Origin of the sequence: Paraburkholderia megapolitana (assembly GCF_007556815.1) — a bacterium.
GTDB lineage: Bacteria > Pseudomonadota > Gammaproteobacteria > Burkholderiales > Burkholderiaceae > Paraburkholderia > Paraburkholderia megapolitana.
Window position 1 is genome coordinate 2,867,711 of sequence record NZ_CP041743.1, and the last position, 12,612, is coordinate 2,880,322.

9 protein-coding genes are annotated in these 12,612 nt (G+C 62.9%); 1 reads left to right on the forward strand and 8 read right to left on the reverse strand.

Annotation, left to right across the window (positions count from 1 at the left end):
- Nucleotides 1-200: 200 nt before the first annotated feature.
- The 8 genes from FNZ07_RS12070 to FNZ07_RS12105 all read right to left on the reverse strand — a co-directional run bounded on the left by FNZ07_RS12070 (nt 201) and on the right by FNZ07_RS12105 (nt 10,917).
- Nucleotides 201-2,489 (reverse strand): tetratricopeptide repeat protein, encoded by a 2,289-nt coding sequence (locus tag FNZ07_RS12070; RefSeq protein ID WP_091006591.1) that lies wholly within the window; start codon nt 2,487-2,489, stop codon nt 201-203.
- Nucleotides 2,486-4,738, reverse strand: coding sequence for a tetratricopeptide repeat protein (locus FNZ07_RS12075; protein WP_091006593.1), 2,253 nt, complete (start codon nt 4,736-4,738; stop codon nt 2,486-2,488). The genes FNZ07_RS12070 and FNZ07_RS12075 overlap by 4 nt, the downstream gene beginning before the upstream one ends.
- Before the next feature lie 54 nt (nt 4,739-4,792).
- A complete protein-coding gene (locus FNZ07_RS12080) occupies nt 4,793-7,015 on the reverse strand; it encodes a tetratricopeptide repeat protein (RefSeq protein WP_091006595.1) in 2,223 nt (740 codons plus the stop codon).
- A 231-nt stretch (nt 7,016-7,246) separates the two neighbouring features.
- On the reverse strand, nt 7,247-7,909 hold the full coding sequence (locus FNZ07_RS12085; protein WP_091006597.1) for a PulJ/GspJ family protein: 663 nt from the start codon (nt 7,907-7,909) through the stop codon (nt 7,247-7,249).
- Entirely contained in the window at nt 7,893-8,327 is a 435-nt protein-coding gene (gene gspI / locus FNZ07_RS12090; protein ID WP_091006599.1) for a type II secretion system minor pseudopilin GspI, read from the reverse strand. Before gspI ends, FNZ07_RS12085 begins: the two co-directional genes overlap by 17 nt.
- Before the next feature lie 12 nt (nt 8,328-8,339).
- Nucleotides 8,340-8,576 (reverse strand): hypothetical protein, encoded by a 237-nt coding sequence (locus tag FNZ07_RS12095; RefSeq protein WP_091006601.1) that lies wholly within the window; start codon nt 8,574-8,576, stop codon nt 8,340-8,342.
- Between the two features lie 180 nt (nt 8,577-8,756).
- Nucleotides 8,757-9,395, reverse strand: a complete 639-nt coding sequence (locus FNZ07_RS12100) for a TetR/AcrR family transcriptional regulator (protein WP_091006603.1) — start codon at nt 9,393-9,395, stop codon at nt 8,757-8,759.
- A gap of 403 nt (nt 9,396-9,798) precedes the next feature.
- Nucleotides 9,799-10,917, reverse strand: a complete 1,119-nt coding sequence (locus FNZ07_RS12105) for an iron-containing redox enzyme family protein (RefSeq protein ID WP_170275725.1) — start codon at nt 10,915-10,917, stop codon at nt 9,799-9,801.
- 431 nt (nt 10,918-11,348) lie between these two features.
- On the opposite strand from FNZ07_RS12105, the gene FNZ07_RS12110 reads away from it, so the two are divergent.
- Nucleotides 11,349-12,575: an amino acid deaminase/aldolase gene (locus FNZ07_RS12110; protein ID WP_091006606.1), complete on the forward strand. Its 1,227-nt coding sequence runs from the start codon at nt 11,349-11,351 to the stop codon at nt 12,573-12,575.
- Nucleotides 12,576-12,612: the final 37 nt, after the last annotated feature.

Below are 12,612 nucleotides of genomic sequence, written 5' to 3' on the forward strand. Positions count from 1 at the left end.
ACATGGCGCTCACGCGGAGCCGCGAATACTGCTTACCCGCGATTTCCCTGATTCCCGATTACCGGCCGCCGGTGCGATCTGTGACGGCCTATCTGAATCAGAAGAAAATACGCACCGCCGATGGCAGTGCGATGGCGGGTGCTACGGACCATTCCAACCGCCCGAAAAGGTCCGTATCTTTTTTGACAGAATCCACGGGTTCACACGGGATACCCGTGCGTCTGCGCCGTGTCGATCAACGCGTCTCGCACTCGCCCGATCACGTCCGGCCAGTCGCCCGGTCGCGTCTGCCGGAACAATCGCGCGGTGGGATACCACGGGCTGTCTTCACGTTCGAGCAACCAGCGCCAGTCCGGCGCACGCGGCAGCAGCACCCACACTGGCCGGCCGGTCGCGCCGGCTAGATGCACCACTGACGTGTCCACCGAAATCACCAGATCGAGCGTCTCGACGAGCGCGGCGGTGTCCGCGAAATCGGCGAGCACATCGCCGAAGCTCACCACCCCGCTCGCAGCTAGCGCCTCCCGATCGCGCTCCCGCACCTGCGGCTGCAGACACACAAACGTCGCATCAAGCGCGAGCAACGGCGCCAGCGCGGCAAACGGCAGCGAGCGGTTCTCGTCGTTGTTGTGCCGCGGATTGCCCGACCATGCGAGCCCGACTTTCAGCCGTCGCGGCTTTGCAATAGCTTCTACACGCTGCACCCATATTTCGCGCCGCTCTGCATCCGCAAGTAGATACGGCGTTTCCGCCGGCACCGTGTCGAGCGTCGTACGAAAGGCAAGCGGCAGGCTCATCAACGGACATTGCAGATCGAAAGCTGGCGTCGAATCCGCTTCGCTGACGATCCGGCTCACGCCATGCAACGAACCGAGCAGTGGCGCAAGCCCCGCGGGTACTTCGAGAATCACTGTCGCACCTTGCGCTTGCACCAGGCTCGCGTAGCGGCAAAACTGCAGCGTGTCGCCGTAACCCTGCTCTGCGTGGAGCAGCACGGTCTTGCCGGCTACGGGCTCTGCGCCGAGCCACAACGGGCGATCGGCGTGACGGCGATTCAGCAGTACATCGGTGGCGTTCCAGCGCGCTTCGTGCTGCTTCCAGCCCTTTTCGAAGTCGCCCATCAACAGCCGGCAGTACGCTTCCGAGCGACGTGCCGCGCCATGATGTGGATCGCGCTCGCAAGCACGCTCGTAGTCACGCAACGCAGTCTCATGCTCGCCCAGTTGCTGCAACGCCACCGCGCGCGTGTAGAGGCCCTGCGCGGTTTCTGCCGGAGCGCGTGCAGCTTCGGCGTGGCTCGTTAGCGCCTCGTCGTAACGTCCGAGTTGCTGGAGCGTAACCGCGCGGTTGTACAGCAACTCCGGATTCACACTCGCAACTGAAAGCGCTCGCTCGTAGTGTTCGAGCGCATCTTCGAAGCGGCCGAGCGAACGCAATGCGGCCGCGCAGTTACGCGACGCATCGACGTGCTCGGGGGTGTGCGCGAGCGCTTCACTGTAGGCTTGCGCCGCTTCCGCGTGGCGATCCAGTCCGAGCAATGCATTGCCTCGCGCGACCCACGCGGCTGTGCTATTGCGATCGAGTGCGAGCAACCGGTCGGCGCGTTGCAGCAGTTCTTCGCGCAGATGAAGTTGATCGAGTGCTACGCAGCTTGCGTAGAGCAGTTTTTTGTCGTGAGGCGCGAGTTTGAGACCTTCGTCGAGCACGGCGAGCGCTTCGGTGGCGCGGCCCATTTCAGTCAAAACGACGCCTGAATCGTGCAGCAACGCCGGCGTCTTTCCGCATACGACCGTAGCCAGCTGATAGTGATGCAGCGCCTCGTCACGCCGCTCCAGCGCGCGCAGCGTATGACCGCGCTCGATGTGGGTAGCCGGATCGCCGGAGTCGATCTTCAGTGCGCGATCGAGGCTGATCAATGCATCGGCGGGACGGCCCAGCGAGCGCAGTGCAGCGCCGCGGCGGCTCCACGCCGTCGGTTGACCAGGCGCACGTTGTAACGCGGCGTCGTATGCGGCGATTGCCTCGTCGAACCGTTCAAGCCCAAGCAGCGCGTCGCCGCGCGCGGCGTTGACCGCGGGATGCACGGCGTCGAGCTTTAGCGCTGCGTCGGTCACTGCAAGCGCGTCATGATGCCGGCCCACGCCAACGAGTGCCGCCGCGTGGTTCGCGAAATTCCACGGCTGACGTAGCCCGAGATGCATCGAGCGCGCGATCAGCGGTTCCGCGCGCACTGCATCGCCCTGGCGCAGGCAAACGAGCCCACACAGGTGCAGCGCTTCAATGTTGTCAGGCGCCATCGTGAGCACGCCTTCGTAGAGACGCCGTGCGCTCACGAGGTCGTTCTGTTCGAGCCGTGTGCGGGCATTGCGCAGCGCATCGTCGACGGCCGCTCGCATCGCGCCGCCGCTCGGGCCAGGTGCGAAGGGGAACGCGGTCGGTTGCGATTGGGATTGCGCGTTGGCCTGGGTGCGTACCAGCGGATCGCTCATTGCGCTTCTCCGTTTACGAGCACCGGCATCTCCGCCTTCAGCAGCTCGATGACCGGCGCCCACTTGCCAGCCTCGTTCTGCCGAAACAGCCGAGCGTTCGGATACCACGGGCTATCGTCACGCTCGAGCAACCAGCGAAAATCGGGTGTATGCGGCAACAACACAGCAAGCGGCCGACCCAACGCGCCGGCCAAGTGGGCAACCGACGTATCGACGCTCACCACGTAATCCATCAGTTCGATAAGCGCGGCTGTGTCGGCGAAGTCGCCAATCTGTGCGCTGATGTCGCGAATCGAACTTGCCGCAAGCGCAGACTGATCCTCGTCGCGCACCACTTTCTGCAGACTCACCCATTCGAACGCGTCGTCGAGCAGCGGCAACAGTTCGGTCAACGCCATCGACCGGTTGCGGTCGTTCAGATGCAGCGCGTTGCCCGACCACACGAGCCCGATACGCGGCCGTTGCGAAGCTCCGAGCCGTTCACGCCAATGTTCGACAGTCGCAGCGTTTGCCCGCACATAGGGCACATTCGAGGGAATCGTCGCGAAGCCGGTGCGGAACTCAAGCGGGAGACTCAGCAGCGGGCAATGCAGATCGAACGGTGGCAGCGGACCGCCACGCACGACGAGCGCGTCGACGCCGTCGAGCGTCGCAAGCAACCCCATCAGCTCGATCGGCACTTCGAGTATCACTTTCGCACCGAGTGCCTTCGCAAGCGGCGCATAGCGACAAAACTGCAGCGTGTCGCCAAGCCCCTGCTCCGCATACAAGAGAAGCGTCTTGCCTTCCAGCGACATGCCGTGCGTCCATCGCGGCTGTGCGAACTCGCGACGACTCGGGTCCAGTTGCTTGTCGCGCCAGCGCCATTCGTACTCGCTCCAGCCCGACTCGAAGTCACCGAGCGACAGGCACAGGAATGAACGCATGCAGTGCGCTTCTGCGTAATCGGGATCGATCTCGATGGCCTGCGCATACGCGTCGTTCGCTTCCTCGTGACGTCGCAGCGCGCGCAGCGAGTTGCCGCGATGAAAATGCGCAAGCTTGTCGCGGGGTGTGGTGGCGATCACCTTCGCGAAATCCTCAAGCGATTCGTCGTAGCGATGTATTTCCAGAAACAGCCGGCCGCGCGTGAACCATGCGGGAAGAAAGTCAGGATCGAGCGCGATGGCACGCTCGCAGGCCTGCTGCGAATCGTTGTAGCGGGCGATGTGCATCAACGCGTTGGCGTAATTGCACAACACGCCCGTGCTGTCCGGCTCCACCTCGATCGAGCTTGCGTAGTTCGCCGCAGCATCGCCGTTGCGGCCGAGATTGCGCAACGCGTTCCCGCGGTTCGCCAACGCCTTCGCATGCTGCGGCTCAATCGCAAGCACCCGATCGCAACGCCCAATCGCTTCCTCGTGCCGCTCAAGCTGTTCAAGCGCGATCGAACTGTTATAGATCGCATCGATGAATCCAGGACTCGCAGCAATCGCCATGTTGAAATCGGCAAGCGCAGGTTCCGGCTCGCCAAGATCGAGAAACGTCACACCACGCAGAAACATCACTTCGACGCTGCCGGGCACAGCGGTCAGCGCATGGCTGTAGCTGTCCGCGGCTTCGCGATAGCGTTCGAGTGCGCGCAATACCAACCCACGCTCCCTGGAGCCTTCGAACGTACGCCCAGTCAGTGCAAGCAAGCGGTTGCAACAAGCCAGCGCTTCATCGAAGCGTGAAAGTACACGCAAGGTCTCACTGCGTTTCAGAAGCGCCTCGACGGCACCCGGATTGATCTCAAGCACCCGGTCATACGAAGCCAGCGCATCATCGTGACGGCCGAATTGCCCGAGCAAACCGCCACGCTGAAAAAGCGCACGTAGATGCGTCGGATTAATCGCGAGCGCTTCATCAAGGCGCCCGAGCGCTTCATCGAGACGCCCAAGACTTGCGAGTACCGCCGCATGATTCGCAAGCGGAAGCGCAGCAGGATGACGCTCGATCGAGCGACGCATCAACGCTTCCGCGTCCTCAAACCGCCCCTGCTGAAAACGTATCGCCCCGAGCAGATGCAACGCGTCGGCATGCTCCGGATCTAGCGCCAGCAGTTCGCCATACGCCTGTTCCGCTTTCCCAAGCGCACCTTCCTGATGCGCATTGCGCGCCCTCAACAACAACCGATCGAGCTGCGCGGGATCGGGCTTCGGGACACCAGGCGGCCGCGTTGCAACCGGCTGTTTCGCGAGCGTCGCCTCTTCCCCGTTAAAAGTCATTCTGTAGCCCTCTGTTGTTCGACGACGATATCCAGTCTGGCGGCCTCTAAAGACCTAACGGCCGAGCAGGCCAAGATCCGCCCGTACCGCTTCGACGACGCTAGTCCAATCTCCCTGCACAGACTGGCGGAACAGCCGCGCGCCGGGATACCACGGGCTGTCGTCACGTTCGAGCAGCCAGCGCCATTCGGGCGGATTCGGCAGCAGGACCCACACGGGGCGGCCCAGGGCACCGGCCAGATGCGCGACCGCGGTATCGACTGCAATCACCAGATCGAGCGACTGCATCAGCGCGGCGGTGTCCGCGAAGTCACCGAGTTCATCGTCGAAACGCTGGATGCGCGCATCGCCAAGGAACGCTTCGTCCTGCTCCCGCACCACCTTCTGCAAACTGATCCACTCGATACCGAGTTCAAGCAGCGGTGCGAGCAATGTGGGATCGATCGACCGGTTGTGATCGTTGCGATGTTCGGGATTGCCGGACCACGCAATCCCGACACGTGGGCGCCGTTTGTCGCCGAGCCGCTCGGCCCATTCCCGGACACGCTGCGGATCTGCGTGGAGATAGGGGGTCTGCTGCGGAATGCTTGCCATGTCCGTATGCAACGCAAACGGCAGGCTGAGCAGCGGGCATTGATAGTCGAACGCAGGTAACGGTTCGCCTCTCGCGAGTACCTGCGTCGGCCCCTGCAGCGACGCCATCAACGTACGCAGCGACGGCGGCACTTCGAGCACCACCTGTGCGCCCAGCGCGGCAAGCTGCGGCGCGTAGCGACAGAACTGCAACGTGTCGCCGAAGCCCTGCTCCGCATGAATCAGGATCGTTTTGCCATCGAGCGACTCGCTACCGCGCCACAACGGTTGCACAAACGGGCGGTAGTACCGTGCCAGCGATGGGTCGCGCAAACGCCATTCGTATTCCGCCCATCCCTTCGCGAAATCGCCCTGCAGCAGGTACAGGGACCCGCGTGCGAAATGAACATCCGCGTAATCGGCATCGAGTTCGGTCGCGCGATCGTAGGCGGCAAGCGCCGCGTCCGTGCGACCCAGTTCGTAGTACACGTTGCCGCGGTTGAACCAGTTCGTCGCATGTTCGGGTCTGATTTCCATCGCGCGGTCCAGTGACGTCATCGCTTCGTCGTAGCGATGCAGGTCCTGCAATACGCTGCTGCGGTTGGTCCACGCTTCCGCAAAGCGGGGATTGTGCGCAAGCGCTGCGTCGTAGCTGGCGAGCGCTTCTTCATAGCGTCTCAGATAGCGCAGTGCGGTGCCTTGATTGCAGAGGAATTCGGATGCATCGGGTTTGATTGCAAGCGCAAGCTCATAGCTCGCCAACGCCGCTTCATAACGCTTCAACTGCAGCAACGCGTTACCCCGGCAAGCAAGCGCCGGCGCATGCTGCGGTTCCAGCGCAAGCACCCGCTCGCAGCGCCCAATCGCTTCTTCCACGCGACCCAGCCGCTCAAGCGCGACCGCGCTGTTATAGATCGCTTCAACCATGTCGGGCTGAATCGCGATCGTCTCGTTGAATGCAGTGAGCGCTTCGCCAAGTCGCCCAAGATCGACCAGTGTTTGACCGCGCGCCGACAGCATCGCTGCGATGCCGGGTTTGATCTCGATGGCCCGTTCGAAACATTGCAGCGCTTCGAGCGGCCGCTGCAGATCGCGCAGAACCAGCCCACGGTTGAACCACGATTCGAACGAGCGCGGATCGACCATCAGTGCGCGCTCGTAGGTATCGACCGCGTCCTGAAGCCGGCCGAGCGCACGTAACGCGCTACCGCGATTGCAGAGCGCATCGAGAACCAGCGGCGACACGGCGAGTGCCCGGTCGAACACTTCAAGCGCCGGCCCATAGCGACGCAGACCCAGCAACGCATTGCCCTGCCGAACCAGCGTCTGCACGTCGCGCGAATCGATGCGCAACGCGGCGTTGAACTGCATCAGCGCCTCATCGGTGCGGCCGCTGTCGGCAAGTATCGCGCCGAGATCCGAATGCGCGCGCGGATGGGGTTCGACTGAAATCGACCTGCGCAGAAACGATTCCGCTTCAGTCGCCGCGCCGCGCTGATACTGCAGCACACCGTAAAGATGCAAGGCCTGCGCGTGCTCCGGCTCATCGGCCAGCACCGCCTCGTATTCGCGCGCGGCATCGTCGAAACGCCCTGCTCCATGCCAGTCCCTTGCACGCGAGAGCTTCGCCGCCGACCGCTGCCTGACCGCCGCAGCGGTAACGGTTGCGCCTGCGCTGGCGTCCTGCGGGTACTCGACCTCCATGTTCGCTCCCTCGTCGTATTGCGGCACCGGGCACCATCGGATCGCCTGAACCGATGTCGTGCAACGGTCTGCTCCCGGGGTCAGAGTAGCGAACGAGCGATAACAGGCGTGTGACGGAAGTTACGGACCATTTATTTTGAATATGCAGTCCGCATGGAGATTGCGCTGTGCCTACGTCGCGATTGCGTCGATTCGCGCGCCGCGGCGTGTGCCAAACAGACGCACCGGCGCTTACTGCCCGATCGGAATCGTGCGGACGAATTCGGCGGGTGGGGTGCCCATCGTGACGGCAAAGCGGACGCCGCGCGGCAGCGGCATCCCGAGCGAAGTGATACTGCTTACCCCGTGCTGTGCGAGAAAACCGGCATAAGTGGCTTCGACTTCGGACTGGTTGGATGTCCAGCCACCGGGCGAAATCCACACTGCCAGTTGCATCGAGCGCGCGCTATTGCTCACCACCACGCTCGCGAACTTGTCCATGTGATGCAAAGCATCCTCAAGTTCGGCAAGCGAGCCGAGCGGCTGCGAAGCGCTGCGCACAAGCTGGCGCCCTTTGAGCTGATAGCGCACGACCTGCACCTCCGTCGGCCCGCCGCCCACGCCCAGGTGCCTGACCAGCACCAGTTCGTTGGGCCGCATACGCAGCGGCGGCCCGAAAACCTCGTCGGCTGTCACCAGATTCAGCAGGTCGTACTGCAGTTGCGAGAAACACCGACCGATCAACCGCGTCTGACCGAGCGCTGTCACGATGTCGTCACGACCGCGAATGGTCGCATCGAGCCCACGCCAGGACAGCAACGCGATCACGGCAAGCAGCGCGATCGCGACCAGCATCTCGATCAGCGTAAAGCCGCGCGTGCGCTCCGGCCGGCGCGGTTCAGTGCCGTGTTTCATCCTGCACCACCGTGACAACTTCGGCGAGCACTATGCTGCTCGACGCCGACGGATAAACACTCACCGCCACCTGACGCACGAGCGGACTGCCAAGCGCCGTGACGATCTGCCGGCAAACAAAACGGTATTGCCCCTGTGGGCAAGCAAACATGCTGCGCCCGACCGGCGGCCAGCCGGAAGAAATGCGCACATCGCTGAGCGCATTGTCGGCGCTCCAGAGCGCGAGTAACCGCGCACGCGCACTTTCGGTATCCGAGGCGAGTGAGCCGATCGCGCGCAGCACCGCGCCCAGCGCAATGGCAACGATCGCGAGCGCGATCAGGACTTCGATCAGGGTGAAACCGCGTGACGCACGACGTGTAAGCCGCCGTCCGAAACCGGTCTGCAGGGTCGGGGCACCCCGCTGTTGAACGTGCATTGTGCGCACCGCTCAATGGGGCAGCGCGCGTTTCACGACCCGTCGGCCATCCTGCAGATCGATGCCATGCATCTCCAGTTGCCGGACATACATGTTCCATACGTCGAACGACACGAGCACGGCAACCGGTTCGCCCTGCGTGCAAATGGCTACCACGGTCTGTGCAGCCTGCCCCAGAACGCCTTCTGGATCGCGCTCCAGTTCTTCGACCGTTACCGTCACGGTCGGCTCAGTTGACTGAATGTTCATCTGGTCTTCCGCACAGAAACCGGTGGATGTCGGGCGAGACTACCCGGCGCCTGTTGCAGCCACATGTCGGATGGTACGGAACATTTGTCCGGTGGCAGCGCCGGCGAGTCGTGGCATCGCCCGGCTGCGGCAATCGTTCAGGAAGCCATACGTATCGCCACCGGTAATCCGCGCTCGCGCTTACGCGGTGGCATCGCCCGTCGGTGTGCCCACCGGTGCCTGTGCTGTCGCGCCTGCAATCAGTTGCCGCGCAATATCCCAAGCCAGCATCGCCGAGTCCGGCCGCCCCGAAATCTGCGCCGTCACAGTCGCGCCGTCGATCAAGATCAGAAACTGCTCGGCAAGCCGGGCCGCCACGTCGTGGGCAAACATCTCGCCGAGCAGTGTGCCGAGCAGCGCCGTAACCTGCCGCTTCTGCGAGGCGGACGCGCAGTGGATAGCATCGGTCCGATCGGGAAACTCGGATGCAGCGTTGATGAACATGCAGCCGCAGAAGGTCTGCTCGCTGAACCACGCCTCATGCCACAGAAAAATCGCCTTCAGACGTTCGAGCGGCACGACATAGCGATCGACGAATTCGCGCAGCGATACGGCTGCGCTTTCCTCGCGCTGCCGCAGCACTTCGAGTACAAGTTCGGATTTCGACGGGAAGTGGTTATAGAGCGTCATCTTCGCGACGCCCGACTCCGCGATGATCCGGTCGATACCAACCGCGCGATAGCCGTTCTGCGAAAACAGCGATGTGGCTGTATCGATGAGTACTTGCCGTTTGTGCCGCTTGTGCCGTTTATCGGCTTCGGTTTTCTGCGTAATTGGCATTGTGATTCGAGACTAGGAAGACGCAATATTGCAAGCCCGCGGACTGGTATCGATTTCATCGCGCGGCGAACGCACCTCTCACCCCATGCTCGCACCGCCACCTGAACGATATCCGGCACGCGGGGTGCCTGATTCAACATCTTACTCACCGTTGACCCCGCAACGGTCGCCACACAAGCGCACTGGCCGTTTGCACGACCCGAACCCTAAGTGTCGGCGCATTCTATACAGAAGGATTTACGTACGCGATGGGGTCCACACAGTATTTCATTGAATTATTTTTGACAATTATTTACGGAACGCTTACGGCCGCAATCAACCTCTGCTGGAGTCGGAAAAACTGCCCGAAATAGCGCGCGACGCATGGTTCGGGCGGCCTTTTCACTGCAGCCAAAGAAAGCTTTCAAACCATTTTCAAAAGCTTCGCGTGTAGCCGGTCGTAGTAGTCGGCACACGTGTTCAGCCGCCACTGCGCGCCCATAAAGATATCGTCCATCTTCGCGGGAAAGCTGCGCGCGAGCGGCACGATCACATTTGCGAGCCAACCCTCCGCATGCACCACATCGATGCTTACGTGTTCGTCGTAGTAGTCTAGTTCGCCATCGGCGCCGAGACCGATGCGCCGGCAACCGCGCGTGAGCTTTTCATACTGCGGCGGGTCGAGCAGTTCCGTAACGGCCATCACGCCAAGCGAACGGAAACCGTGGCTGCGGTTCAGGCCCGTCATCATGAACACGTTGTAGCCGGCCAGCCCCTGCCATTCGAGCGACGACGCGTGATCGTCGGCGGCATGCTCGATGCCCGCTGTGAGCAGCAGGTTGCGAAACAGCGTGACGTGGCTGCGTCGCGTGTCGCCTTTGCCCGCTTCGTCCCAGAAGTTCTGCGCCAGTTCGCCGCGCACCGATGGGTCCGAACCGAGCAGCGCCAGCACGATCAGATCGAAGAAGCGGACATTGAGCGCGCTGTCGCTGCGGAAAAATGCCGCGAGTTGCGCACGCGTCGCATCGCGCTCGAGAAAATCGAACAACGGATGATGCGACGCGCGATGCCCCGCCGACACCGCGCGAATCGCCTCGACGAGCCCTTCCGGCGAACGCGCGGCCGCATCGAGCGGCGCCGTGCGTTGCAGTTCGCTCGCGAACCAGCGTCGCTCGATCGCGTTGCGCAGCCGGATCAGATACGGGTTGAACTGATTCGCGCAGCGCTCGCTCGCCGCGGGCGCAACGTGCAGTTCATACAAGGCGAAGAGCACCGCGTGCACATCGGCGCGTGCCGCGTGTTCGCCTCGCGTGAACGCGGCATCGAGTGCTTCGTCGAGTTGTTGCGACAACGCATCGAATTCCCATGCGCATGCATCGAAGCGCGCCTCGAGTTCGCGATCGTCGATCAGCACGCCCAGCATGGTGGTTACCGCCCCCGCGGCGGGTCTATCCGCACGCTGGCCGGCGGCGGAAGACGGATGCGACAGATCGCGGCGCGGCGACTCGGTCGCATGCTCCGCCCAGGTTTGAATACTGCTCATCGGGTACCCCGTTTCTAGATGTATTGTCTGCAGCCGTGCGCGCAGATTGTATGGACGGTGCATTTCGTCTGCATGTCGGAACGTGCTGATATGGCCAGCCGTTCGCCCGGTTTATCGCGTGAACGACAGCGCCACCGACATCTTCTCCGACCTGAAAACCCGCCAATAATATATTGGCCGCGCACGCCCCGACACGTCGGTTACGGGCGATTTCCGGGCGGCATTTGCGGCCACGTGGGCGGTGCTACCTAGGGTCAACCCTGCCGTTTCATGGCCGGATCAGACCCATCTAACGGCCGCGTTCACCCTTGGTCGCGCACAGGCCCGCCGCTATTCTCGTCTCCCAGTAGCAGACCGTATTCGCGACTGCCATGCGCACACGACCGGTCTCCCTGCACAACCGACGCAACCTGAAACTACCGAGACCTTTCATGACCGGCGCCGCCGTTTCCCGCCCTGCCGAACTTCCGGAGCACGACTACCCGTACTACCGCGACGCGCTCGCGGGACAGCGGTTGCCGGCCGCATTCATCGATCTCGATCACTTCCGGATCAACCTCGAACGGCTGCGCGTGCGCGCGGCCGGCATGCCGATCCGTCTCGTCACCAAGTCCGTTCGTTCAGTAGCGATGATTCGCCTGGCGCTCGCTACCGGCAATTTCATCCGCGGTCTGCTGTGCTACTCGCCGGCGGAAGCGGCCTGGCTCGCGAGCCAGGGGCTCGACGATCTCGTTGTGGCGTACCCGTCGGTGGAGCGCGAGGATCTGCGCGCCGTCGCCGCGCAGTTGCGCAACGGGCGCTCGATCACATTGATGGTCGACAGCATGGCGCAGGTCGAGCAGATCGATGCGCTGGCGCGCGCCGAAGGCGTCGTCATTCCGCTATCGATCGATCTCGACATGTCGTCCACGTTTCCTGGCATCTACTTCGGCGTCTATCGATCGCCGGTCCACGACGTCGCCACCGCGGTCGCTCTCGCAAACGGCATCGCGGCCTGTCCCGGCGTGCGGCTCGAAGGGCTGATGGGCTACGAAGGGCAGATCGCCGGGCTGATGGACGTGGTGCCGGGACAGGGACTGAAGAACGCGATCGTGCGCTCGCTCAAGCGGCGCTCGATCGACGAAACCAATACGCGACGCCGCAACGTCGTGCAGGCGCTCACAGCCGCGGGGCATCCGCTGCGCTTCGTCAACGGCGGTGGCACCGGCAGCGTCGAAAGCACCAAAAGCGATCCGTCGGTCACCGAGGTCGCCGCCGGTTCGGGACTCTACACCCCCGCGTTGTTCGATCACTACGCGTCATTCCAGGCGTTGCCGTCGGCAGGTTTCGCGCTGCCCGTCACGCGCCTGCCCAAAGACGGCATCTTCACCTGCTCCGGCGGTGGCTATATCGCGTCCGGTCCGATCGGCAAGAACCGTCTGCCGCAACCATGGCTGCCCGCCGGTTGCACGTTGATCGACAACGAAGGCGCCGGTGAAGTCCAGACACCGTTGCGGCATCCCGCTTCGGTTGCGCTGAAGATCGGCGAGCCGATGCTGTTTCGTCACGCCAAAGCCGGTGAACTATGCGAACGCTTTAACGAGCTTCTGCTGATAACCGGCGGGCGCGTCGTCGACCAGGTCACGACGTATCGCGGCGACGGCAAGTGTTTTTTCTGAGCGGAATTCCGGACGCAATAAAAGGAGGCGGGGGATT

Excerpts from the sequence above, each read along its gene's own strand:
- FNZ07_RS12070 (WP_091006591.1), bottom strand. The coding sequence starts at position 2,489 with ATGAGCGATCCGCTGGTACGCACCCAGGCCAACGCGCAATCCCAATCG.
- FNZ07_RS12075 (WP_091006593.1), bottom strand. The coding sequence starts at position 4,738 with ATGACTTTTAACGGGGAAGAGGCGACGCTCGCGAAACAGCCGGTTGCA.
- FNZ07_RS12080 (WP_091006595.1), bottom strand. The coding sequence starts at position 7,015 with ATGGAGGTCGAGTACCCGCAGGACGCCAGCGCAGGCGCAACCGTTACC.
- FNZ07_RS12085 (WP_091006597.1), bottom strand. The coding sequence starts at position 7,909 with ATGAAACACGGCACTGAACCGCGCCGGCCGGAGCGCACGCGCGGCTTT.
- gspI (WP_091006599.1), bottom strand. The coding sequence starts at position 8,327 with ATGCACGTTCAACAGCGGGGTGCCCCGACCCTGCAGACCGGTTTCGGA.
- FNZ07_RS12095 (WP_091006601.1), bottom strand. The coding sequence starts at position 8,576 with ATGAACATTCAGTCAACTGAGCCGACCGTGACGGTAACGGTCGAAGAA.
- FNZ07_RS12100 (WP_091006603.1), bottom strand. The coding sequence starts at position 9,395 with ATGCCAATTACGCAGAAAACCGAAGCCGATAAACGGCACAAGCGGCAC.
- FNZ07_RS12105 (WP_170275725.1), bottom strand. The coding sequence starts at position 10,917 with ATGAGCAGTATTCAAACCTGGGCGGAGCATGCGACCGAGTCGCCGCGC.
- FNZ07_RS12110 (WP_091006606.1), top strand. The coding sequence starts at position 11,349 with ATGACCGGCGCCGCCGTTTCCCGCCCTGCCGAACTTCCGGAGCACGAC.